Here is a 23,148-nt window from a genome sequence, read left to right as displayed (position 1 = left end):
CCCCCTCAGAAGCGCTCGGGCCGAGCGAGCACGGCCGTGAGGTAAACGAGGACAGTCAGCGCCACGACGGCGCCGGCGGCAAGGTCGAAATTCATCAAACGGGCTCCCGATAAGCCTGTTCGAATGAACTCATGCGCGTAAAATCGCGACAGCTGTGCCGGGGCGGGGGCGTAAAATAGCCGTAAAACTATCCGCTATCCTGCACCCGCCGCACTAACCTTTTTTTCCGGGGCCCGTACGCCGGTGATCCAGATCAGGTCGAGGGTCATTATCGGGCTCGCATATCCTTGGCAAAGACCTTCGCGAAATGAATATCGTCAATGGGCGCGTATCGATGCGCTGGCGCCCAGCGCGTCGTCAGCGGCTGGCCAACCGCGCCTGCTGGAGCAGCGGGGCAAGGCTCGTCGCCCATTCGACCTGGTGCTCGGCCGTCGCCAATAAATCCTGCCTGATCTCGATTTCGACATAAGCCCGTCCAGCCTCGAACGCGTGTCGCGGCACGGTGTAGTCGATAATGTCCATCGCATAAGGCTCGTTGTCACCGACCGTCAGCCCCGGCTCTCGCTCTAGCAGCCCCAGCAGGGCGATCGAAAACCGCTCGTCACCGCCGCCATGCAATATGCCGATCTCCCATGGCCGGTCGATCCCGCGCATCGACGGGGTGAAGCTGTGCAGCGACACCAGCACCGTTTCCACCCCGGCGGCGTCGCGGCGCGCGATTTCTGCCCCGATCGCGGCCTGGTAGGGCGCGTGGATCGCAGCGACTCGCGCCGCCCGGTCGGCTTCGCCAAGCCCCCTATTGGCCGGAATTACGGTCCCGTCGCTGACTTCGGGCGTGGCATCGGCCTGATCCGGATCGCGATTGCAGTCGATGACCAGCCGCGAATAGGTCTGGCGGATGAATGTTGCGTCGATCGTTTCGGCCAGCCGTTCGCCAAGCCCGGCGACCCCGATATCCCACCCGATATGCCGGGAAAGCTCGTTCGCACTCAACCCGAGCGATCCCATCCGTGAAGGAATCGCATTGCCGGCATGATCCCCGATCAGCAGGAACGGCGAAGGCCCTTGCGGGTTGATGATCTGAACCGGCGACGGATCATCGGCTGTAAGCAGCATTTGGCTGGACTGGCTGTTCATGCGACGGATGCGCGATGCCCTTTCTGACTTTGTCCCACGTGACCCGCTACACCTATCGCCAACCGGTGTCGTTTGGCGAGCATCGCATCATGGTCCGCCCGCGCGAAAGCTATGACCAGCACCTGATTGAGGCCGAGTTGAAGATCGACCCGCCGCCGTCGGAGCTTCGGTGGCTCCAGGACGTGTTCGGCAATTCGGTGGCGATCGCGACCTTCACCAAGCGCGCCAGAACGCTGACGATCGACAGCACGATCATGCTCGCGCACAGCCCGGCGGCGGTCCAGGACGTCGATATCGAGGATTATGCCCGCGACTATCCGTTTACCTACGCCTCTGAGGAAATGCCCGACCTGCTCCGCTCGATCGAGCGCCAGCATCTCGATCCGCTGCGCCAGATCGACAGCTGGGCACAGCGCTTCCTCAACCCCAACGGCAAGACCGATACGCTGGCCCTGCTGTCGGACATGACTGCGACCATCAAGCGCGACTTCACCTATGTCTCGCGCCCCGAAAAGGGCACGCAAACCCCGATCGAGACGCTGACCATGCGCCGCGGGACCTGCCGCGACTATGCCATGCTGATGATCGAGGCGGCGCGGGCGCTCGGCTTCGCGGCGCGGTTCGTGTCGGGCTATGTTTATAGCCCAACCGCGAGCGACGACCATGTCGGTGGTGGCAACACTCACGCCTGGGTGCGGGTTTATCTTCCCGGATCGGGCTGGGTCGAATTCGACCCGACCAACGGCATCATCGGCAATCGCGGGCTGATCCGCGTCGCGATTGCGCGCGATATCTACCAGGCAGTCCCGATATCGGGGACGTGGAGCGGATTTCCGGGAAGTTTCATCGACATGAGCGTTGATGTGAACATCTCGGTCGATGAGCGCGTTTCCCACGCTCATTCGACGCCGCGTGCGGTTGGGGAAAGTAAGTGACGATGCTGATCAAGGCCGGATACGATATCCGCTACGAAACCGAACTGCCGACCCCGATGATGGCCATGCTCAGCATCCATCCGTCGCGCAACCACGACCTCGTGACCCCGCACCGCATCGTGACCACGCCTGAAGTCGCGATGTATGATTATCTCGACGCCTTCGGGAACACCTGCACCCGGCTGACCGTCCCGCCGGGCGGCCTGACGCTGAGCTGTGACTTCACTGTCCACGACAGCGGCCTGCCCGATCCGCAGTCCCCCAGCGCGGTCCAGCACGTCGTCGAGGAGCTTCCCGATGATGTCCTCGTCTACCTGCTCGGCAGCCGCTACTGCGAGACCGATCGCCTGTCGGACACTGCGTGGTCGCGCTTTGGCCATCTCACCGGCGGGTGGCAGCGGGTCCAGGCGATCGTCGACTTCGTCCACGACCATATCGAGTTTGGCTATCATTTCGCGCGGCCGACCAAAACCGCCTGGGACGCGCACCAAGAGCAGGAGGGGGTATGTCGCGATTTCGCCCACCTCGCAGTCACCCTGTGCCGCTGCATGAACATTCCGGCGCGCTATTGCACCGGCTATCTGGGTGACATCGGCATCCCGCCGGTCGACGCGCCGATGGATTTCTCGGCCTGGTTCGACGTCTATCTCGGCGGCGCGTGGCACACGTTTGACGCCCGCCACAACATGCCACGGATTGGCCGTGTCCTGATGGCGCGCGGGCGCGACGCCGCCGATACCGCGCTGACCACCACCTTCGGCCCGGCGGTCCTCACCGGTTTCGCCGTTCACACCGACGAGGTCGAAACGGATGGCTGACGTTCTTAGCCGCGACCTGCTTCTCGATGCCTCGACGCTGCCCTTCGCCGCGCCCGATTTCGCCCGCATCACCCCCGATCAATATCTCCCGGCGTTCGAGACGGGGATAGCCGAGGCCGCCGCCGACATTGCCGCGATCGTCGACAATCATGCCCCCGCGACCTTCGCCAACACCATCGAGGCGCTTGAGCGTGCAGGGGCGCGCCTGTCGCGCGCGCGGCGCATCTTCTGGACGGTCGCCTCGGCCCAGTCGGGCCCCGAAATTCAGGCAATTGAGCCCGCCGTTTCGCAAATGCTTACCCGCCACGGGACCGGCGTCGCCCACGACCCGCGGCTGTTCGCCCGAGTCGGTGCGCTGTGGGCGGCGCGTGACATGCTCGGGCTGGACGAGGCTCAGCGCCGCCTGCTCGACGACAGTTATCGCGGATTCGTTGATGGCGGCGCAGCACTGAACGGAACGGACAAGGCCCGCTTTGCTGCCATTTCCGAGGAGCTTGCTGGCCTTTCGACCGAATTCGGCCAGAACGTCCTCGCCGCGGCCGCCGACTGGGAGCTGCTGCTCGACGCCGCCGATCTCGATGGCCTCCCCGAGACGATGCGCGCTGCCGCTGCTAGACGCGCCGAGGCGCGCGGCCATCCGGCACGCTTCCTCGTCACCCTCGACCGCGGCGATGCCGAAGGGATGCTGACCTTCTCGACCCGCCGCGACCTGCGTGAGTCGATGTGGCGCGCCTTCACCGGCCGCGGCAACGGCGGGGCGCACGACAATCGCCCGTTGGTCGATCGCATCCTCGCGCTGCGCCATGAGAAAGCGGCGCTGCTCGGCTATGCCAGCTATGCCGACTATGCGCTGGTCGACAGCATGGCCAAGACCCCCGACGCGGCGATGGGCCTGCTGATGCGGGTGTGGCACCCGGCGCTGGTTCAGGCTGCCGCCGAACAGGCCGAGCTTGCGGCACTCGCCGCCGCCGACGGCATCACCGACTTTGCCCCGTGGGACTGGCGATATTATGCGGAGCAGGTCCGCGTCGCCCGCTATGCCCTCGATGGCGGCGAAGTCCGCCGCCACCTGACCCTCGACCGGGTGCGCAGCGCCGCTTTCGCCACCGCCGGGCGCCTCTACGGCCTCAAGTTCGATGTTCGCACCGACCTCGCCGGCTGGCACCCCGACGTCCAGTCATGGGCCGTGAGCGAGGCCGACGACTCCCCTCTCGGGCTGCTCTACACCGATTATTTCGCGCGCTCCCAAAAGCATGGCGGGGCGTGGATGGGCTCGCTTCGGGTGCAGGAGAAGCTCGACGGTGCGGTCGCGCCGATCGTCTATCTCGTCGCCAATTTCGCCAAATCGCCCGGCGGCGCAGATGCCGGCCTTTCGATCGACGAGGCGCGCACCCTGTTCCACGAATTCGGCCACGCCCTCCACGCGCTCTGCTCGAACGTTACTTACCCCAGCCAGGCAGGCACTGCCGTCGCTCGCGATTTCGTCGAATTTCCGAGCAAATATATGGAGCATTGGATCGTCGCGCCCGAGACGCTCGGCTCGCTCGGCCTGCCCCAGTCGCTGATCACCGCGATCGGCCACGCCGATGATTTCGGCCAGGGCTTCTCGACGATCGAGTTTCTCGCCTCGGCGATCGTCGACCTGACGCTCCACCGCGATCCCGCCGCCGCGACCGACGCTGCCGGGCACGCCGCCAAGACCCTCGCCGACCTCGGCATGCCCGGCGCCATTGCCCCGCGCCATGGCCTGACCCACTTCACCCATGTCTTCGACGGTGGCTATGCCGGCAGCTATTACAGCTATCTATGGTCCGAAGTGCTCGACGCTGATGCCTTCGCCGCCTTCACCGAGGCTGGCGATATCTTCGATCCCGCGCTGGCTCAGCGCTTCCGCCGCGAAGTCCTCGCGCCGGGCAACAGCCGCGACCCGATGATCTCGTTCGAAGCCTTCCGCGGCCGCGCCCCGCGGGAGGGCGCGCTGCTCCGCGACCGCCGTCTGGCTTAGCTTTTAGGTTCGATTGCCCCCAGCCGGTCAGTGTCGGCGTAGACATCGAACCGGGTCAGCGTCGTCGACCCGAAGGTATTGGTCAGTGCGACATCGGTCGCGTCGCGCCCGCGCGCCATCAGGATACGACCCCGACGCGGATAATTGTGCCGCGCGTCGAAAGTGAACCAGCGCCCGTCGAGATAGGCCTCGAACCACGCCGAGAAATCCATCTCGCCGACCAGATTGGGCAGGTCCATGTCACCCATGTAGCCGGTGCAGTAACGTGCCGGCACGTTCATCGCGCGGCACAAGGTCACCGCCAGATGGGCATAGTCGCGGCATACCCCGACCCGCTCCTCATGCGCGTCCCACGCAGTCTTGTCGGGCCGAGCGGTCATATAATCGAAGGTGATGCGTTCGTGCGCATAGGTGACGATCGCCTGGACCAGCGCCCAGCCCGACAGGCCGCCGAAATTCGCCCACGCCAGATCGGACATCTTGTCGGTCTCGCAATAGCGGCTACCGAGCAGGAATATCAGCGCGTCGTCGGGGAGATCCTCGATCGGCACCTGGCGCGCGTCGGGCACGACCTCGTCGGGGGTAAACGGGTCCTCGATCACGAAGCCGCTCGAAATGACGATCCCGCCCGCGGGGATGATCAGTCGCGTGCACATGTTACCGAAGGAATCGACATAGTCGTACATCGGTACGTCGGGGGTTGTCATGATCCGGTGCGCCGTGCGCAGGTCGCGATTACGCGACGGGTGGACGCTGAGGTTGGCGAGCGTCGGGACCGGGCGATCGGTGGCAAAGCCGATATCGAAGCCAGCGCGAATCAACATGGGAGACGACCTTCATGGAGGGAGGAGTGACTGCTGTCTCCTCCGTGAAGTCCGTACAGACGATCGTTTGAAGCGACGCTGTTTGCTTAGCACAGACGCCCGCGCCTTCATATATGCGCGCCCTGCGCCATAATGCGCCGGTTGCGCGACAGCGCGGTTCGCGTCATCGGTTATTCCGATGTTGCTTCGTCACCTTCGCTATTTCACCGCGCTTGCCCGAGAGCGTCATTTTGCACGCGCGGCGGCGGCCTGCAATATTTCGCAGCCGACGCTGTCCGGGGCCCTCGCCTCGCTCGAGGCCGAACTCGGCACGCGGCTGGTGGTGCGCGGACGGCGCTTCCTCGACCTCACGCCCGAAGGGCGACTGGTGCTCGACGGTGCGCTGCAGCTGCTGCGCGACGAGGATATCCTTCGCCAGGGCCTGCAAGGACTTCGCGGCGGACTGACCGGGGTGCTGCGGCTGGGTGTGATCCCTGCGGCGATGCCCGTCGTCGGGATGCTCGTCGAACCTTTTTGCGCGTCACATCCCGCCGCGAGTGTCGAGATAAGATCGATGTCGTCGAAGGCAATCGAGCATGACCTCAACAATTTCGAGCTCGATGCCGGACTGACCTATCTCGACAATGAGCCGCTCACCGGCGTGCGGCGGATCCCGCTGTTTCTCGAACATTATCTGTTTGCGACCGCAACAACCAACCCGCTGGCCGACCGTAGCCAGATCAGCTGGCGCGAGGCGGCCGGGCAGCGCCTGTGCCTGCTAAGCGACGACATGCAGAACCGGCGGATCCTCAATGGCGTGTTCGCGCTCCAGCAAGCGGATATTCGCCCTGACGTGGTCAGTAACAGCTTCCTTGCTATCCTGTCGCAACTGCGCACCGGTGGCTGGTCGAGCATCGTCCCCCACAGCTTCGCGCATCTTTTTGGCGAGCAGCGCGACGTGGCGCTGATCCCGCTGGTCGAACCGCTGCACCTTCAGTCGATCGGGCTTGTCACCAGCGACCGTGAGCCGGCGCCCCCCATGGCCCGCGCTCTGGAAAGCTGCGCACGGTCGGTCGATTTCTCCGTCATCACGGCCGCCGTTGATCGGATAAACCTATCATGATCGTCGAAACTCTTATTTGATCGCTTCAGGCGCCGGGTGAAGATTGCGCCCCAAGCACGCCCGACCGAGGCGTTATCAGGAGAGTGTCATGGCGAAAGTCGTTTGTGTCCTTTACGACGACCCGATCACCGGGTTCCCGACTAGCTATGCGCGCGACGACTTGCCCGGTCTGACCGAATATCCCGGTGGGCAGACCCATCCCACGCCCAAGGCGATCGACTTCACACCCGGGCATCTGCTTGGCTCGGTGTCGGGCGAGCTTGGGCTTCGCAAATATCTTGAAGACGCCGGGCATACCTTGGTCGTGACTTCTGACAAGGACGGCCCCGACAGCGTGCTGGAGCGCGAACTGGTCGATGCCGACGTCATCATTTCGCAGCCGTTCTGGCCCGCTTATTTGACAGCCGAGCGGATCGCGAAGGCGAAGAATCTAAAGCTCGCGCTGACCGCCGGGATCGGATCGGATCACGTCGACCTGCAGGCTGCGATCGATCGCAACATCACCGTTGCTGAAGTGACTTACTGCAATTCGATCAGCGTCGCCGAGCATGTCGTGATGATGATCCTCGGCCTGGTCCGCAACTATATCCCGTCGCACGATTGGGTCACCAAGGGCGGCTGGAACATCGCCGATTGCGTCGCGCGATCGTATGACGTCGAAGGCATGCACGTCGGCACCGTCGCGGCCGGCCGGATCGGGCTCGCGGTGCTTCGCCGGTTGAAGCCGTTCGACATGCACCTTCATTATAACGACCGCCATCGCCTGCCCGCCGAGGTCGAGCAGGAGCTTGGCCTGACTTGGCATGCGAACCGCGAGGAAATGTATGCAGCATGCGACGTCGTGACGCTCAACTGCCCGCTCCACCCGGAGACCGAGCATATGATCAACGACGATACACTCAAGAGTTTCAAGCGGGGCGCCTATCTGGTCAACACGGCGCGCGGCAAATTGTGCGACCGCGATGCGATCGTTCGCGCGGTCGAAAGCGGCCAATTGGCGGGCTATGCCGGCGACGTCTGGTTCCCGCAGCCGGCGCCCAACGACCATCCGTGGCGGACGATGCCCTATGAGGGCATGACCCCGCATATTTCGGGCACCTCGCTGTCGGCGCAGGCGCGCTATGCGGCGGGGACGCGCGAGATCCTCGAATGCTTTTTCGAAGGGCGACCAATCCGCGACGAATATCTGATCGTTCAGGGCGGCGGCCTCGCTGGCACTGGCGCGCATTCGTATAGTGCGGGTGATTCCACCGGAGGGTCGGAGGAAGCGGCCAACTACCACAAAGCATGAAGCGGTTGCTTGGACCGGGGTTCGGGCTAGCGCCCGTGCCCCGCCCGCTCGCCGTGCTTCTCGCCGGCCTTGCCGCAGCGGCAATGATCTATGCCCTGCTCCTGCTCCAGTCGGCGAGCCATCTGGCGTGGATCATCCCCTCGTTCGGGGCGAGCTGCGCGCTGGTGTTCGGCGTCCCTGACAGTCCGTTCGCGCGTCCCGCGAGCGTGATCGGCGGGCATCTGGTCTCGTCGCTGGTCGGACTCGCAGCGATGGCGACGATTGGTCACGGGCCATTGGCAATGGCGGTCGGGGTCGGCGGCGCGATCGCGGCGATGATGGTGACCCGAACGATGCATCCGCCGGCCGGGGGTGATCCGCTGATCGTCATTGCCACCGCCGCAGCGCCGACCTTTCTGCTGACCCCGGTGCTCGTCGGAACCATCGCCATCTCGCTGGCGGGCTTCGCTTTTCGGCAACTCCGCACCCGGCGCCCCGGCTGACCGATCGCCATTCGGTGTAGGCCGTTATGACCAAAGCGACTGCGGTCATGCCGAAACTGTTTTCGCGATGCTTTTTCTTTCGCGGTAAGCCATGCGGGTGGACATGATCACGCGCACCCCTTCCGCACTTCCCCCAGGCCAGCCGACGCCCGAGCGCGTCGCCATTCTCGAATCGATCGAAGCGCGGCTGCGCTGGTTGTCGTCGTGGACGATCCACAACGCGAACCATCTTCGTGATTCCCGCGATGGACTGAAGGTCGGTGGGCACCAGGCCAGTTGCGCCTCGATCACGGCGATTATGACTGCCCTCTATTTTGGCGCGCTCCGACCCAACGACAAGGTCGCGGTCAAGCCGCATGCCGGGCCGGTGCTTCACGCGATCCATTACATGCTTGGCCAGCAGAGCCTCGACGCGCTCCAACGATATCGCGGGCTGGGCGGGGCGCAAAGTTATCCGTCGCGGACCAAGGATGTGATCCCGGTCGATTTTTCGACGGGGTCGGTCGGATTGGGCGTTGCAGTGACGGCCTTTGCCAGCCTGATCCAGGACTATCTCATCGCACATGGCGAAATGGCAGAGGCCGACGCTGGACGGATGATCGCGTTGATGGGCGATGCCGAGCTCGACGAGGGCAATATCTACGAATGCCTGATCGAATGTTTCAAGCATGACATTCGCAATTGCTGGTGGATCGTCGACTATAACCGCCAAAGCCTCGACAGTACGACCGCCGACCGCATGTTCCGCCGTTTCGACGATATTTTCGAGACGTGCGGATGGCGGGTCGAGACGTTGAAGCAGGGCAAGCTGCAGCGCGCGACCTTTGCCAAGCCGGGCGGGACGGCGATCGGCGAGTGGATCGACAATTGCCCCAATGCCGAGTTTGCCGCGCTGACCTATCAGGGCGGGGCGGCGTGGCGCGAGCGGTTGACGCGCGACCTGGCCGGGGAGCCCAAGTCGCTGAAACTCATCGCCGCGCACGACGACGCCGCGCTGGCGCAACTGATGACCAATCTTGGCGGGCATTGCATCGAGACGTTGCTCGAGGCGTTCGCGCGCTGCGATGACGACACGCCGACGCTGTTCATCGCCTACACGATCAAGGGCTATGGCCTGCCGTTTGCGGGACACAAGGATAATCATTCGGGGCTGATGAACCCCGGCCAGATCGAGAGCCTGCGCGATGCGATGGGGATATCGGCGGGGGACGAGTGGGCGCCCTATGGCGGAATGGGCGACAATGCCGCCGCCGCCGCGCGGGCGGTGGTCGAGGACTGTTCGCTGGCGAAGGCGACACGCTTGGACACGGTCAAGCGAGTGCCGGTTCCGGAGGAGATTCCGGTGCCCGACGGGGCTGAGCAGGCGACCCAGGCGGCGTTCGGTCGAATCCTGCTCGATCTGGCGAAATCGGGCCATCCGCTAGCCGATCGGATCGTCACGACGTCCCCTGATGTGACGGTTTCGACCAATTTGGGTGCGTTCGTGAACCAGCGCGGGCTGTTCCGGCGCCAGGAACTGAAGGACATCTTCGCTGCTGCCAAGATCCCGACCGCGCAGAAGTGGGCCGCGCATGGGGCAGGCCAGCATATCGAACTGGGGATCGCCGAGAACAACCTGTTCCTGATGCTTGCCGCGCTGGGACTTTCGGGGCCGCTGTTCGGGACGCGGCTGATCCCGATCGGCACGGTCTATGACCCGTTCATCGCGCGCGGGTTGGATGCGCTGAACTATGCCTGTTACCAGGATGCGCGCTTCCTGCTCGTCGCGACGCCCTCGGGGCTGACGCTCGGGCCAGAGGGCGGCGCGCACCAGTCGATCAATTCGCCGTTGATCGGGATCGGCCAGCCCGGACTGACCTATTATGAGCCGGCGTTCGTCGACGAGCTGGCGCTGATCATGCACTGGTCGTTCGATCATCTGCAGGCCGACGATGGCGGGTCGGTCTATCTGCGGCTGACGACCCGGTCGATCGCGCAGGTCGAGCGGGCCGACGATGGCTGGAAGGCGCCGGCGCTAAAGGGCGGTTACTGGCTGCGGGCGCCGTCGGGAGCGGCGGACCTGGCGATTGCCTTTACCGGCGCGGTGACGCCCGAGGTGCTCGCCGCCGCTGATCAACTGGCCGAGGATGCGCCCGGATTGGGGCTGCTGATGGTGACCTCGCCCGACCTGCTCCACCGCGACTGGTCGGCCGCCCAGGCGGCGCGCTGGACCGGCAAGCCGCGCGAGAAATGCCATGCCGAGCAGCTGCTCGATGCGCTTGCGCCGGGTGCCAGCCTGGTCACGATCATCGATGGGGCGCCGTCGACCCTGTCGTGGCTCGGCGGGGTAACCGGGATGAGGGTCAGTCCGCTGGGGACCGACCGCTTCGGCCAGACGGGGGACCTGCCCGACCTGTTCGACCTTTACCGGCTCGATGCCAAGGCGATCGTCGACGCGGTCGCGCAAGTCATCCTCGACCGCGCATGAACGACGACATCATCCTTGCGATCGACCAGGGGACGACCTCGACGCGGGCGATGAGCTTTGGCCAAGACGGAGTGCCGCGCCATTCGATCCGTCGTGAATTTGTGCAGCATTATCCTCAGGCCGGCTGGGTCGAGCACGACCCCGAGGATATCTGGCGCGACACGCTGGCAACGCTGACCGAGACGGCGGCGGCCGATGGCGGGCGGGTCGCGGCGATCGGGATTACCAACCAGCGCGAGACGCTGGTGGTGTGGGACCGCGCGACGGGCGAGCCGGTGTACAAGGCGATCGTGTGGCAGGACCGGCGCGGGGCGGCGCTGTGCGCGCGGCTGAAGGCCGAGGGATGCGAGCCGTTGGTGCGCGCGCGGACGGGGCTGCTGCTCGACCCCTATTTCACCGCGACCAAGCTGAAATGGATCCTCGACGAGGTGTCGGGGGTGCGGGCGCGGGCCGAGCGCGGGGAGCTCGCAGCGGGAACGATCGACAGCTTCCTGTTGTGGCGGCTAACGGGCGGCAAGGTCCATGCGACCGATGCCAGCAATGCATCGCGGACGATGCTGTTCGATATCCATCGCGGGGTGTGGGACGAGGAATTGATGCGGCTGTTCATGGTGCCAGCAAACCTTCTCCCCGAGGTGCGCGACAATGCCGCCGAGTTTGGCGAGACGAATGTGCTTGGCCGCCCGACCCTGATCGGCGGGATGGCGGGGGACCAGCAGGCCGCCGCGATCGGCCAGGCCTGTTTTGCGCGCGGGGACGTCAAGTCGACCTATGGCACCGGCTGTTTCCTGCTGCTCAACACCGGCGATCACGCGGTGGCGAGCGAGCATGGGCTGCTGACGACGATCGCCTATCGCTTGAGTGGGCGGACGACCTATGCGCTGGAGGGATCGATCTTCGTTGCGGGGGCGGCGATCAAGTGGCTGCGCGACGGGATCGGAATTATCACCCATGCCGCCGATACGCATGACCTGGCGACGCGGCTCGACGATAATCACGGGGTCTACATGGTCCCGGCGTTCGTCGGGCTGGGGGCGCCGCACTGGGACCCGGCGGCACGGGCGACGATCAGCGGGCTGACCTTCGACGCGACCGGGGCGCACCTCGCGCGGGCGGCACTCGAGTCGGTGGCGTATCAGACCAAGGATCTCATCGCGGCCATGAGTGCGGACGGCGCGCGCGATTTGCGGCAGGTGCGGGTCGATGGCGGGATGGCGGCCAACGACTGGTTCTGCCAGTTCCTGGCCGACATGCTCGACAGCGAAGTGGCGCGGCCGGCCAATATCGAGACGACGGCGGCAGGGGCGGCGTTTCTGGCGGGGATGACGGCCGGCATGTGGCGCGGTCCCGACGACATTGCCGCGACGTGGCGGGCGGACCGGACGTTCGTGCCGCAAATGACGGCGGACAAGCGCGCGGCGCTCAATGCTGGCTGGCAGGATGCTGTGCGGCGAACGCTGTCGGTATGAGCTGGCAACACGACCTGCTCGTCATCGGCGGCGGGATCAACGGGACCGGGATCGCGCGTGACGCCGCCGGGCGCGGGCTCAAGGTGCTGCTGGTCGAGCGTGACGACCTAGCCTCGCATACCTCGTCATCGAGCACCAAGCTGATCCATGGCGGGCTGCGCTACCTCGAGATGTACGAGTTCCGGCTGGTCCGCGAGTCGCTCGCCGAGCGCGAGAAATTGCTCGACATCGCGCCACATCTGATCCGCCCGATGCGCTTTGTCATGCCGCTGGCCAAGGGGATGCGCCCGGCGTGGCTGATCCGGCTGGGGCTGCTGCTTTATGACCGGATCGGCGGGCGGTCGCGACTGCCGCGGTCGTTCGGCGTGCGGCTGGCAGGGACCAAGTGGGGCGCTGGGCTGAAGCCGATCGAGCGCGGGTTCGTCTATTCGGACGGGTGGGTCGACGATGCGCGGCTGGTCGTGCTCAACGCACTCGATGCAAAGGAGCGGGGGGCGACGATCCGTACCCGCACGGCGTTCCTCGGTGCACGGCGCGAGGCCGATCACTGGGCGGTGCGGCTTGGCGATGGATCGGTCGTGACCGCGCGCGCAATCGTCAACACCGCCGGGCCATGGGTCGGGCAAGTGCTGGAGGAGATGCCCGAGGCGCGCGCCGAAAAGCCGCCGCGGCTGGTCAAGGGCAGCCACATCGTCGTGCCGCGAATGTTCGCTGGCGACCACGCCTATATCCTCCAGAATGAGGACAAGCGGATCGTCTTCGCCATCCCCTACGAAGGCGAATTCACGCTGATCGGGACGACCGACAAGCCGTTCACGGGCGATCCGTCATGCCCGGTGATCGACGCGGACGAGACCGAGTATCTGTGCGCTAGCGTCAATCGCTATTTCGCGACACCGATCGCGCCGGGGGACGTCGTGTCGAGCTATTCGGGGGTGCGGCCGCTGTTCGACGATGGTGCCGACGAAGCAGCCGAGGTCACGCGCGACTATGTCCTCAGGCTGGGGACTGATCAGGCGCCGCAACTTCTGTCGAGCTTTGGCGGCAAGATCACCACCTATCGCAAGCTGGCCGAACATGCGCTGGAACAGCTGGCGCCGTTTTTGCCGGCGATGGGGCCGGAATGGACGGCGGGGGTGGCGCTTCCGGGGGGCGATATCGGCGTTGGGATCGAGGAGTTTGTCGCGGGGGTCATGGCGCGGTGGCCGTTCCTGCCGGGCGACACCGCCGAGCGGATGGCGCGCAGCTATGGCACGCGGATCGCGGCGGTGATGGGGCAGGCGAAAGGCCTGGCCGACCTCGGCGAGGCGCTCGGCGCGGGGCTGTTCGGGCGCGAGGTCGATTATCTGGTCGCCGAGGAATGGGCGGTGAGCGCGACGGACATCCTTGCCCGCCGGACCAAGCTGGGGATCCACGGCGGTGACGCGCTTGCCCGGCGGGTCGGGGACTATCTGGCGGCGAAAGCGGCGGGCTAGCGGCGGCGGTCGTCGGACTGGAGCACGCTATGCTTGTCGGCGCGGCGGCGGCCGAGCAGCGCCCCGCCTTCGAGCCGGACGCACAGCGCAACATAATAATCCTCGAGGAAGTCGCGGTCTTGGCCATCGTTGGCGATTGCGGCCTTGTCGCGGATCATGGCGGCGACGGTGCCGACGGCGTCGTCCTTGCCGTTGCGAAGCACTTCCTCCAGCGTCTGGAGCTCAAACTCGCCGTAGAGCAGGAGCGCAGCGTCGCTGAACTGGCGGCGATGGCGCTCGACCGGGCTGGCGACGTCGCGGGCCAGGCGCATGCCGATCGCCTGGACGACCCATGTCCCGGCGACGAGGTCACCGACCCTGAGCCGGTCGCGGTTGAACAAGGGGAACAGCAGAAAGATGCCGCTCCAGCCAAGCGCGAAGATCGTCAGGAAGGCGTCGGCCGCGCCTTCTGCGGCCTGCGCGGCGAGGAAGGAGAGGGGAAGGAACACCTCGATCTCGCGCATCGCGTTGCGGGCGATGACCGCGCCGCCGGTTAGCCGCGCCCCGTCGCGCGCCACCACGCGCAGCCCCATCAGCCGCTTGCCCGGGGTGGCGCCGCGCCCGCCCATCTCGAACAACATGAACCAGCCGTTGCGAAGGACGAAAAAGCCGATCAGCCAGATGATCGCGGCGGCCTGTATCCCGCTCTCCCGGGCGAGCCAGAAGAGGAGGATGGTGACGACGACCAGCGCCACGACGATCAGCATTCCGTCGATCATGAAGGCGGCGGCGCGGGTGCCGGCCGAGCCGAGTTCGAGCTGCAGGTCGACGCCTTCGGGGGTGACGAAGCTGCGGCGCATGCGCGGCGCGGCGCGGGGGCGGGCGGCGGGATCGGACCGGCGGGCGGGGGTGCTCAGCGCCATGTCGAACCGCGGCGGGGCAGGTAAAAATAGGCGAGCCAGCCGACCAGCATGACGCTGCCGATCAGGATGCGGTTGCCGTCGCCGAGCACGGTCTGCCGGCCGATCCCCTCCAGCAGCCCGGCAATGGCGAGCATCAGCACGGTGCCGGCCATGGCGATGGCGGCGGGGCGGCCGACCCGGACCAGCGCGTCGCTGCGGGTGTCGCGGCCAGGGAAGGCGATGGCGGTGCCGATCCGCATTCCGGCCGCTCCGGCCAGGCAGATGGCGAACATCTCGGTCGTGCCGTGGATCATCAGCCAGGCGGCGAAATTGGCGCCTAGGCCCTTGCCCGCGAACACCGCCACCATCGCCCCGAGCATGAGTCCATTGTAGATGATCAGCAGGACCGTCGGGACGGCGAAGGCAAAGCCCAGCGCGAAGGCGAAGATCGCGATCTGGCTGTTGTGGGTGAAGAGATAGGTGGCGAAAAAGGCGAGCATGTCGTGCTGCCGGTCATAGAGGGTCGAGCGGAGGAAACCGGCGGTGGCGGTCGGATCGCGGCCCGAGGAGAGGGCTTCGGGGATGATCCCGAAGAACCAGCTGGGGTCGCTGCGGACAAGGAGATAGGCGACGATCGCGGCGGCGACGGTCAGCGCGACGCAGACGAGGGTCTCGCGCCAGATCGACTGGACGGCTTCGGGCCAGCCCGAGCGGAAGAAGGTGGCGAGCTGGCGGCGGGCCGAGGTGGGGACGCCGTAGATCTGGAAATAGGCGCGGGTCGAGAGTTGCTCGAGATAGGCGATCAGGCCGCGGTCGAGCGAGGTGTCGCGGGCGACCGAGAGCGAAGACAAGGTGGCGCGATAGAGCAGGGGGAGGGCGAGCAGATCGTCGTCGGTCAGCGCCCCGATCGAGCGCTTCTCGATCCGCGTGACGAGCGCGTCGAGGCGGCTCCACTCGGCCTCGTGCGCGGCGCGGAAGCGGGTCGCGTTGACCATCACGGCGGGGGACGAGGCGACACGCGCGGACACGGTCAAAGCAGGTTCCTCCGCTTGAGGTCGACATAGCCGGCAATCAGCCGTTCGCCGATCATTTCCTGTTCTGCCTCAATGACATGGACCCCAAGGTGCTGGAGCCTGGTGATGACCACACGGCGGTCCTTGAGGAGGGCGGCGGCGGTCACCGAACGGACCAGGTCGCCGACCTCCCCCGGCGAGCGGTTGGCGATGGTCTCGAGCTCCTCGTCCTTTAGCACGACGACGACCAGGAGATGGGTCTGGACGACGCGGCGGGCGGCGCGGACGAGGAAGTCGGCCGAGCTTGCGTCGGTGAATTCGGTGAACAGCACGATCATCGAACGGCGGGTGAGGCGGGTCGCGAGCGCGGTCAGGGCGAAAGTATAATTGGTTTCATCGCCGCTATAGTCGATCGCGGCGGCGAGGCGCTGGAGTTCGGGAAAGGCGGCGGCGCCCGAGACCAGCCCGCCGGCGATGCGTGGGCGACTGTCGAAGGCATGGAGCGCGACGCGGTCGCCGACCTTGAGGGCGAGCCAGCCGGTGAGGAGGGCGGCGGCGACCGCGCGATCGAGCCGGGGGAGGCCGCCGACGGGTTCGGACATCTGCCGTCCGCTGTCGACCGCAAACACGATCTGGCTGTTGCGTTCGGCGCGATATTCCTTGGCGTGAAGCTTGTGATGGCGGGCGGACTGTTTCCAGTCGATCGCGCGGCGGTCCATCCCCGAGCGATATTCAACCAGCGCATCGAGGTCCGATCCGTCGCCGCGATTTAGCTGGGCGATGAGGCCCTGCATGCCGTGCCGCTGAAGCAGCTGGGCACCCTTTTCAAGCACCGGGCGGATATCGGGGAGGATCGGGAAATGGCCACCGACGGGCGACGCGCGGCCCTTCCACGCGAGCCGCAGCGGGCCACGCCAGCGCGCCCAGGCGGTATCGACCAGCGCGGTTCCGCGGCGGGCCATGGTCATCGGCACGGCGATCGTGCCACGCCCGTCGACGAGCGGGATCCACGCGCGGCCGTCGTCTTCGAGCGCGAGCAGGGCATTGGTGCCGAGCGCGATTTCGGCCCGGGCCGGGGGGCGGGCAGTGAAGCGGGCGCTGACCAGTGCATCGCGAGTCTCGCCGACGAAGGCGCTGGGGGGGAGTGCGACCGCGACCGTTCCGCCGCTGCCGGCGAGGACCGCGTCGACCACGAACAGCAGCAGCACCGCGACCGGCCAGGCGAGCCCGACGAACCAGTCGTCGCTGCGCATCGCCGAGACGAGCAGCGTGACGGGGACCCCCGCGCCTGCGATCAGCACCGCCAATCGCGTCGGATAGATCAACGCGGCGCCTCGATCGTCTCGATGATGTCGCGCACGACATCCTCGACAGCGCGGCCGTTGATTTCGGCGGCGGGGGCGAGGATCAGGCGGTGGCGGAGGAGCGCGGGGGCGAGCGCCTTGACGTCGTCGGGGATGACGAAGTCGCGGCCTTCGATGGCGGCGCGGGCGCGTACGGCCCCGGCGAGCATGGCGCCGGCGCGGGGCGAGGCGCCGCTTTCGAGGTCGGCAACGTCGCGCGTGCCGCGGACCAGCGCCGCGATATAGTCGATCACTTCGTCGACGAGGCGGACGGTGGCGACGGCGGCAACGGCCTCGCCGATGGTCGCGGCGTCGGTGCAGCGTTCGACGCCCCACGCGACGGGGTCCATCACCGATCGGCCAGCGCCGTGCGAGGCGATGATCCGGCGCTCTTCCTCGGCGCTGGGATAATCGACCATCTGCTTGAACAGGAAACGGTCGAGCTGGGCTTCGGGCAGGGGGAACACGCCTTGCTGCTCGATCGGGTTCTGGGTGGCGATGACCATGAAGCGTTCGCCGAGCGCGAGGCTTTCGCCGTCGATCGTGACGGTGCGTTCCTGCATCGCCTCCAGCAGCGCGGCCTGGGTCTTGGGCGGGGTGCGGTTAATCTCGTCGGCGAGCAGTAATTCGGTGAAGATCGCGCCGCGCGTCAGGGTGAAGCTGGACGTCTGGAAGTTGAACAGGTTGGAGCCAATGATGTCCCCGGGCATCAGGTCGGGGGTGAACTGGATACGACCGAAGTCGAGCCCGACAGCATGAGCGAAGGCCCGCGCGAGGAGGGTCTTGGCGGTGCCCGGCGGCCCTTCGAGCAGGATGTGGCCGCGCGCCAGCAGCGCAACGAGCAACAGGTCGACCGTCGCCTCCTGCCCGACGACGGCCTTGCCGACCTCGGCGCGGATTGCGCGCGCCAGTGTTTGTACGTCGTCGAGCGTCACGCGCCTGTCTCCCTGGGCCAGCTATGCAATGCCCGGGCGGCGGCCAGCAGCGCCTCGGGTCGGTGGGGCTCGCCGGTGGTTGCGGCGAGGGTCGAGAAGGGGTTTTTGGGGTCGATCCGGTCGAGATAGGTATCGATCGCGCCGTCGCGAAGACGTGGCGGCACGCGGAAGGTGGCGATCGCGCGGTCGCGAAGCATGGCGGCATAGCGCGGCCCGAAGGCGGCCTCGCGCCCGGCTTTGCGGGCTAGCGCGGCGGCATTGTCGATCAGCGCCGCCTTGCCGAAGGCGAGGGCGCGCGTCCGGCGGCGGACCGGCCCGAAGCGGTTGAGCGCCTGTACTGAGACGAGGATCAGCGCGGCGAGCATCGCCAGCGTGGTCGCGAGGAACGGCGGATCGAAGGCGAGGCGGAGCGGGCTTGGCGAATGGCCGAAGCCGTTAAGAGTGACGTCGAACAAAATGGCGTCGGCATCGGTCGAGTTGAGATAGTCGAGCAGGGCCAGCGCGGCCTTCGCCTGATTGGGATCGGCCATCGCGCGGTTCGAGAGGAGGTCGGGGTCGGCAAGGATGAACAGCGGGACGGTCGCGTTGAGCCGACCAAGGACGATGTGGCCCTGGGCATCGGTAATCAGCGGGATCATCTGAGGGGCGCTGACCGTCTGGAGGATGACGGGGGCGGCGAACTGGACCCCGGTGGCGGCGGGAGCGAGAGTGGTGAGCGGGCCGCTGGCGCGCTGGCGATCAACCTTCATCGGCCAGTTGGGAGCGAGGATGCCCTGCGGCTCGGCCGGGGGGAGCAGCCCCTTGGCGGTGACCCACCCGCGATGGTCGGGATCGGGACTGGTCTGCCATTTGGGCAGGATGATGAGCGTGGGGCGAGTGGCGCGGGCGGTGAGCGCCTTGTTGAGGTTGACCGCGGCTTTTTCGGGCGCGAGGACGGCGAGATCCTCGCTGTCGAGCTGGCGTTCGTTGCGGATGATCAGCGGATTGCGATCCGTCGCCTCGGCCAGCGCGACCAGCCCGCTATAACCGGTGGCGGCGTTGGACAAAGCGTGGGCACCGCCATTCCTGCCCGAGCGAAGGTCGGGGGCATAGGCGCCCAGCACGAGCATCGCGGCGAAGGAGATCAGCCCGACGACGAGAATGATCAGCATCGAGCGCTGGGTGAAGGGCGAGGCGGCATCATGATCGCGCGGGGTGATGGCGAGGTCGCTCATCCGCGCCACGCCTGGGGCAGGACGAAGTCGGCATAGGCGGCGCGGGCGCTTGCCCATTCGCCGAGTGCTACGGGGCGGCCGCCGAACAGGCTTCGTTCGACCAGCGCGGATATGTCGGCGAACAGGGTGCGCGCCGGGGGCGGGATGACGCTGGCGACGGTCAGTTCGCGCGACGTGATCGCGGGGCGGACGAGTTGGGGCCGTCGGCGAGCGATGTCTTCGACCGAGCGGACGAGCAGGTGATGCGCCGCTTCGGCATAGCGGCCGTCGGCGGCGAGGGCGTCGGCCTGCGCGAGCCATTCGCGTGCCGGGGCGGCGTCGGGGACCCATTCGTCGGGGTCTGCGACCGGCGTGCCGAGGCGCGTGCGGCGGAAATTCGGCCAGCGCCACTGGCCATGGTGGATGCGCTGCCATGCCATCCAGCCAAAGCCCGCGACCACGACCGCCAGCACCGTCCACAACAGGATCTGGGCAAAGGGACCGGTGGGGAACAGGCCGAAGAATTTGGCCAGGGCGCGGCCGATCGGCGCGAAGAATTGGTTGAGGGCGTCGATCAGGTGACGCACCCATTCGGGCGCCTTGGGGTCGGGCGGAGTGGCGGGAAGCGAGAATTGCACCGACGCGTCGCTGCGAAGCGCACGATGCGCCGCCGCGAACCGTTCCGCCTGGCCGACCTTGTCCTGAATAGTGCCCCCGGTACGCAAACGCTGGCGTGCGGTTAAAGTGAACGGAAGCTCGTTCGCACGCAATGGCTTAATTTTTACTGGACAGGATGGTGGGCATGCCTAGGTTTTACTTGGGTAGAAGCGTTGATGGGGGAATATGGAATGGCGAGCATCGCAATGGACGTGCCGGACCGGCAGGTTTCGATCGGGCGGGTATTTGGTCGGGCGTTCGGGACGATCGGCAGCAATCCGGTGACGACGCTGGGCGTCGCCTTCCTGTTCAGCGCGCTACCGTCGACGCTGGTCAACCTGGCGATCCGGCAAGTGCGCGGGACCGACTTGAGCCAGATGAGCGTGGCCACAAACCTGGCGCTGACCATGATCAGTGCGGTGCTCGGCATCGCCTTTTACGCGATTGTGCAGGGGGCTTTGGTGCGGTCGACGGTCGAACATGAGGAAGGGCGGCATCCGGGGCTGGGCGAATCGATCATGGCCGGGCTGGTCGTCGCCATCCCGCTGATCTTGATGGCGATCATCAGCGGCATCGCGATGATGTTCGGGATATTGTTGCTCGTCGTCCCGGGGGTCATCCTGTACCTGATGTGGTCGGTGTCGGCACCGGCGCTGGTCGACGAGCGACTGAGCATCATGGGCGCGCTGGGACGAAGCCGTTACCTGACGCGCGGTTATCGCTGGCGGATCTTCGGGATGGTGCTGGTCCTGGTGGTGCTGAGCTGGCTGGCGATGGCGCTCATGACGACCCTGGTGGTCGCTGGGGGAAGCTTTTCGCTTCAGGCGATGGCCAAGGCGCAGCAGGATCCGTCGATCATGGCGATCGCCGTCCTGCTGATCATGCAGACTTTGATTTCGGTCGTGTCGGGCGTGAGCCATGCGTCGCTGTTCGTCGAACTGCGCAACGCCAAGGACGGCCCGTCGGACGCGGCGCTGGCCGACGTATTCCGCTAGGGACGGCTGGCCGCGTCGAGGAGCCGGGGAAGGCTCAGGCCGCGAAGGCGCGTCGCAAGGCCCGAAGACCATCTTCGTTGGCGCGAACCGCGACGCTTGCCCCGGCCGCCACGGTGAAGCCGTGGAACGCGCCGGGATAGACGATCAGCTCGACCGCTACCCCGGCCCGCGACAGGCGCGCGGTGTAGGCGAGGCATTCGTCGACGAACAGGTCGAGCGCGCCGACCCCGATGAAGGCAGGCGGCAGGCCGGTGAGCGATGTCGCACGCGCCGGATGGGCATAGGGGTCGTCCTGGCCGCCGAGCGCGGCGCGGCACCAGGCGCTGTTGTCGCGAGTCCAGACGAATTCGCCGGTCGAGGGGTTGTCGGGCAGGCGGTCGTCGAGGCGCGGCTGGTCGAGATGCTGGAAGGCGATGGCATATTCGCCGCGATCGCGCGCGAGGAGGGCGAGGCCGGCGGCCATCGATCCTCCAGCGCTGGTCCCGCTGACCGCGACCCGGGCGGGGTCGATGCCAAGCGCGGCGGCCTCTGCATTGAGCCAGGCAAGCGCAGCATAGGCGTCGTCCATCGGGCCGGGCGCGGGGGTTTCGGGGGCGAGGCGATAGTCGACCGAAAGGATGAGGCAGCCCAGTTCGTGTGACCAGCGATGGAGCATGGGGGCGTCCATTTCGGGCACACCCAGGACATGGCCGCCGCCGTGGAAGTGGAGGATCGCGGGGGCGCTGGTGGCGATCTCGACCGGGCGGACTAGCAGGCAACGGACCGTGCGATCGCCGTCGCCCGAGGGGATGTGGATGTCGCTCGAGACGACCGGCAGGTCGGGCAGCGGGACCGCCGCGAGCATCGCCGCAATCGAGGCGCGGATCGCAGGCAGGCTTTCGTCGCTGAGCATCATCGCCGGAAAATTGTCGGCCATCGCAAGCAGTTCGGGATCGACCAGGTGGCGGGTGGTCATGCGCTGCGCTTGCGATCGTCGAGCCCGAGCCCTCGGCCGATGATTTCCTTCATGATTTCCGACGTCCCCGCGAAGATGCGGCTGATCCGCGCGTCCTGGTACATCCGGCAGATGCGATATTCCTCCATATAGCCGGCGCCGCCGTGGAGCTGGACGCAGGCATCCATCACGCGGCCCTCTAGCTCGCTGGTCAGCAGCTTGGCCGCCGACGCATCTTCAGGGGTGAGGTCGCCTGCCATCAGCAGCAGCACCGACTGGTCGACATAGCATTGCAGTGCGTCGAGCTCGGCCTTCATGCCCGCCAGGACGAAGCGGTTGTGCTGGAAGGTCCCGATCGGCTGGCCGAATGCTGTGCGCTCCTTCACATAGTCCAGGGTCAGGTCGAACGCGGTCTGGGCCGAGGTGATGAAGCCGATCGCCGCGACCAGCCGCTCCTGCGCGAGGAAGCGGGCGAGGTAGCGGAAGCCCATTGTCGGTTCGCCCAGCACATTGGCCTTGGGGACCTTCACGTCGTTGAAGAACAGCTCGGCGGTGTCCTGCGATTTCAGCCCCATCTTGTCGAGCTTTCGCCCGCGCTCGAAACCCTCCATCCCGCGCTCGACGAGGAACAGGCCGAGGCCGTGGCGCGAGGCGGGGTCGGTCCGCGCGGCGACGATCACGACGTCGGCGAGAATGCCGTTCGAGATATAGGTCTTGGCGCCGTTGAGCAGCCAGTGGTCGCCATGGTCCTCGGCATGGCTTTTCATGCCGGCGAGGTCGCTGCCGGTGGAGGGTTCGGTCATCGCCACCGCAAGGATTTTCGTCCCCGCGACGATGCCGGGCATCAGCCGGTCCTTCTGCTCGTCATTGCCGAGCGTGGCGATGTAGGGCGCGACCAGGTCAGAGTGGAGGTTGATGTAGAAGCCGACGTCGCCTTCGCGCACATTCTCCTCGATGATGATCTGCTCGAAGCGGAAATCTTCGATTGCGGCGCCGCCATATTTCTCGTCGGCCCAGGTGCACAAAAGGCCCGCCGCGCCGGCCTTGGCATAGGCTTCGCGGTCGACCATCCCGGCTTTGCGCCAGCGCTCGCCATGGGGCGCGATCTCGGTGCGCATGAAGTGGCGCACCGAATCGCGGAACTGCTCGTGCTCGGGCTCGAAGATGACGCGGCGCAAAGGTGATCCTTCAG

The 23,148-nt window shown here is 66.4% G+C and carries 21 protein-coding genes; 10 read left to right on the top strand and 11 right to left on the bottom strand.

The features are described 5' to 3' along the window. Positions 1-5: 5 nt before the first annotated feature. Both U1700_RS11990 and U1700_RS11985 read right to left on the bottom strand, forming a co-directional pair. Positions 6-95 carry a potassium-transporting ATPase subunit F gene (locus U1700_RS11990; RefSeq protein WP_332752887.1) on the bottom strand — a complete coding sequence of 30 codons (90 nt, stop codon included), beginning with the start codon at positions 93-95 and terminating at the stop codon, positions 6-8. A 262-nt stretch (positions 96-357) separates the two neighbouring features. After that, the gene (locus tag U1700_RS11985; RefSeq protein WP_332752886.1) at positions 358-1,116 is read right to left on the bottom strand and encodes an N-formylglutamate amidohydrolase; all 759 of its coding nucleotides are present in this window, start codon (positions 1,114-1,116) and stop codon (positions 358-360) included. A gap of 35 nt (positions 1,117-1,151) precedes the next feature. Between U1700_RS11985 and U1700_RS11980 the strand changes: the two genes are divergently transcribed. From U1700_RS11980 to U1700_RS11970, 3 genes are read left to right on the top strand one after another with little or no spacing between them, the layout of a single operon-like run. Further along, positions 1,152-2,072 (top strand): transglutaminase family protein, encoded by a 921-nt coding sequence (locus U1700_RS11980; protein ID WP_332752885.1) that lies wholly within the window; start codon positions 1,152-1,154, stop codon positions 2,070-2,072. Between the two features lie 2 nt (positions 2,073-2,074). After that, a complete protein-coding gene (locus U1700_RS11975) occupies positions 2,075-2,890 on the top strand; it encodes a transglutaminase-like domain-containing protein (protein WP_332753012.1) in 816 nt (271 codons plus the stop codon). Then, positions 2,883-4,895 carry a M3 family metallopeptidase gene (locus tag U1700_RS11970; RefSeq protein WP_332752884.1) on the top strand — a complete coding sequence of 671 codons (2,013 nt, stop codon included), beginning with the start codon at positions 2,883-2,885 and terminating at the stop codon, positions 4,893-4,895. The genes U1700_RS11975 and U1700_RS11970 overlap by 8 nt, the downstream gene beginning before the upstream one ends. Here the strand turns inward: U1700_RS11970 and U1700_RS11965 are convergent. Further along, a complete protein-coding gene (locus U1700_RS11965) occupies positions 4,892-5,719 on the bottom strand; it encodes a transglutaminase-like domain-containing protein (protein ID WP_332752883.1) in 828 nt (275 codons plus the stop codon). The two genes, U1700_RS11970 and U1700_RS11965, sit on opposite strands and share 4 nt — an antisense overlap. A 178-nt stretch (positions 5,720-5,897) precedes the next feature. Here U1700_RS11965 and U1700_RS11960 point away from each other — a divergent pair, with 178 nt between their 5' ends. The 6 genes from U1700_RS11960 (at position 5,898) to glpD (ending at position 14,005) form a co-directional block, all read left to right on the top strand. Further along, positions 5,898-6,821, top strand: a complete 924-nt coding sequence (locus tag U1700_RS11960) for a LysR family transcriptional regulator (protein WP_332752882.1) — start codon at positions 5,898-5,900, stop codon at positions 6,819-6,821. An 88-nt stretch (positions 6,822-6,909) separates the two neighbouring features. Then, complete coding sequence (locus U1700_RS11955; protein ID WP_332752881.1) at positions 6,910-8,112, top strand: NAD-dependent formate dehydrogenase; 1,203 nt, start codon at positions 6,910-6,912, stop codon at positions 8,110-8,112. After that, positions 8,109-8,594, top strand: coding sequence for an HPP family protein (locus U1700_RS11950; protein WP_332752880.1), 486 nt, complete (start codon positions 8,109-8,111; stop codon positions 8,592-8,594). Before U1700_RS11955 ends, U1700_RS11950 begins: the two co-directional genes overlap by 4 nt. 103 nt (positions 8,595-8,697) lie before the next feature. After that, positions 8,698-11,061: a transketolase gene (locus U1700_RS11945; RefSeq protein ID WP_332752879.1), complete on the top strand. Its 2,364-nt coding sequence runs from the start codon at positions 8,698-8,700 to the stop codon at positions 11,059-11,061. After that, positions 11,058-12,530 carry a glycerol kinase GlpK gene (gene glpK, locus U1700_RS11940; RefSeq protein WP_332752878.1) on the top strand — a complete coding sequence of 491 codons (1,473 nt, stop codon included), beginning with the start codon at positions 11,058-11,060 and terminating at the stop codon, positions 12,528-12,530. Before U1700_RS11945 ends, glpK begins: the two co-directional genes overlap by 4 nt. Beyond that, positions 12,527-14,005 (top strand): glycerol-3-phosphate dehydrogenase, encoded by a 1,479-nt coding sequence (gene glpD / locus U1700_RS11935; RefSeq protein ID WP_332752877.1) that lies wholly within the window; start codon positions 12,527-12,529, stop codon positions 14,003-14,005. The genes glpK and glpD overlap by 4 nt, the downstream gene beginning before the upstream one ends. Here glpD and U1700_RS11930 read toward each other — a convergent pair. Genes U1700_RS11930 through U1700_RS11905 form a run of 6 tightly spaced genes read right to left on the bottom strand, consistent with a single transcriptional unit; the run spans position 14,002 to position 20,140 of the window. Beyond that, entirely contained in the window at positions 14,002-14,907 is a 906-nt protein-coding gene (locus U1700_RS11930) for an RDD family protein (protein ID WP_443025941.1), read from the bottom strand. The genes glpD and U1700_RS11930 overlap by 4 nt on opposite strands. Beyond that, positions 14,898-15,914, bottom strand: a complete 1,017-nt coding sequence (locus tag U1700_RS11925) for a stage II sporulation protein M (protein ID WP_332753010.1) — start codon at positions 15,912-15,914, stop codon at positions 14,898-14,900. The genes U1700_RS11930 and U1700_RS11925 overlap by 10 nt, the downstream gene beginning before the upstream one ends. Before the next feature lie 2 nt (positions 15,915-15,916). Next, positions 15,917-17,224, bottom strand: coding sequence for a DUF58 domain-containing protein (locus U1700_RS11920; protein ID WP_332752876.1), 1,308 nt, complete (start codon positions 17,222-17,224; stop codon positions 15,917-15,919). Beyond that, positions 17,221-18,177 carry an AAA family ATPase gene (locus U1700_RS11915; protein WP_332752875.1) on the bottom strand — a complete coding sequence of 319 codons (957 nt, stop codon included), beginning with the start codon at positions 18,175-18,177 and terminating at the stop codon, positions 17,221-17,223. Before U1700_RS11915 ends, U1700_RS11920 begins: the two co-directional genes overlap by 4 nt. Continuing rightward, positions 18,174-19,391: a hypothetical protein gene (locus U1700_RS11910; protein ID WP_332752874.1), complete on the bottom strand. Its 1,218-nt coding sequence runs from the start codon at positions 19,389-19,391 to the stop codon at positions 18,174-18,176. The genes U1700_RS11915 and U1700_RS11910 overlap by 4 nt, the downstream gene beginning before the upstream one ends. Further along, positions 19,388-20,140 (bottom strand): DUF4129 domain-containing protein, encoded by a 753-nt coding sequence (locus tag U1700_RS11905; protein WP_332752873.1) that lies wholly within the window; start codon positions 20,138-20,140, stop codon positions 19,388-19,390. Before U1700_RS11905 ends, U1700_RS11910 begins: the two co-directional genes overlap by 4 nt. Positions 20,141-20,218: 78 nt before the next feature. On the opposite strand from U1700_RS11905, the gene U1700_RS11900 reads away from it, so the two are divergent. Continuing rightward, positions 20,219-21,022: a hypothetical protein gene (locus U1700_RS11900; RefSeq protein WP_332752872.1), complete on the top strand. Its 804-nt coding sequence runs from the start codon at positions 20,219-20,221 to the stop codon at positions 21,020-21,022. A 34-nt stretch (positions 21,023-21,056) separates the two neighbouring features. On the opposite strand, the gene U1700_RS11895 is transcribed toward U1700_RS11900, so the two are convergent. Next, a complete protein-coding gene (locus U1700_RS11895) occupies positions 21,057-21,977 on the bottom strand; it encodes an alpha/beta hydrolase (RefSeq protein ID WP_332752871.1) in 921 nt (306 codons plus the stop codon). Beyond that, positions 21,974-23,134, bottom strand: a complete 1,161-nt coding sequence (locus tag U1700_RS11890; RefSeq protein ID WP_332752870.1) for an acyl-CoA dehydrogenase family protein — start codon at positions 23,132-23,134, stop codon at positions 21,974-21,976. Before U1700_RS11890 ends, U1700_RS11895 begins: the two co-directional genes overlap by 4 nt. Positions 23,135-23,148: the final 14 nt, after the last annotated feature.

This window comes from Sphingomonas sp. RB1R13, assembly GCF_036663775.1.
Classification (GTDB): domain Bacteria; phylum Pseudomonadota; class Alphaproteobacteria; order Sphingomonadales; family Sphingomonadaceae; genus Sphingomicrobium.
The sequence above is the reverse complement of the archived record's forward strand: the minus strand, read 5'-3'. Positions and strand labels throughout refer to the sequence as shown.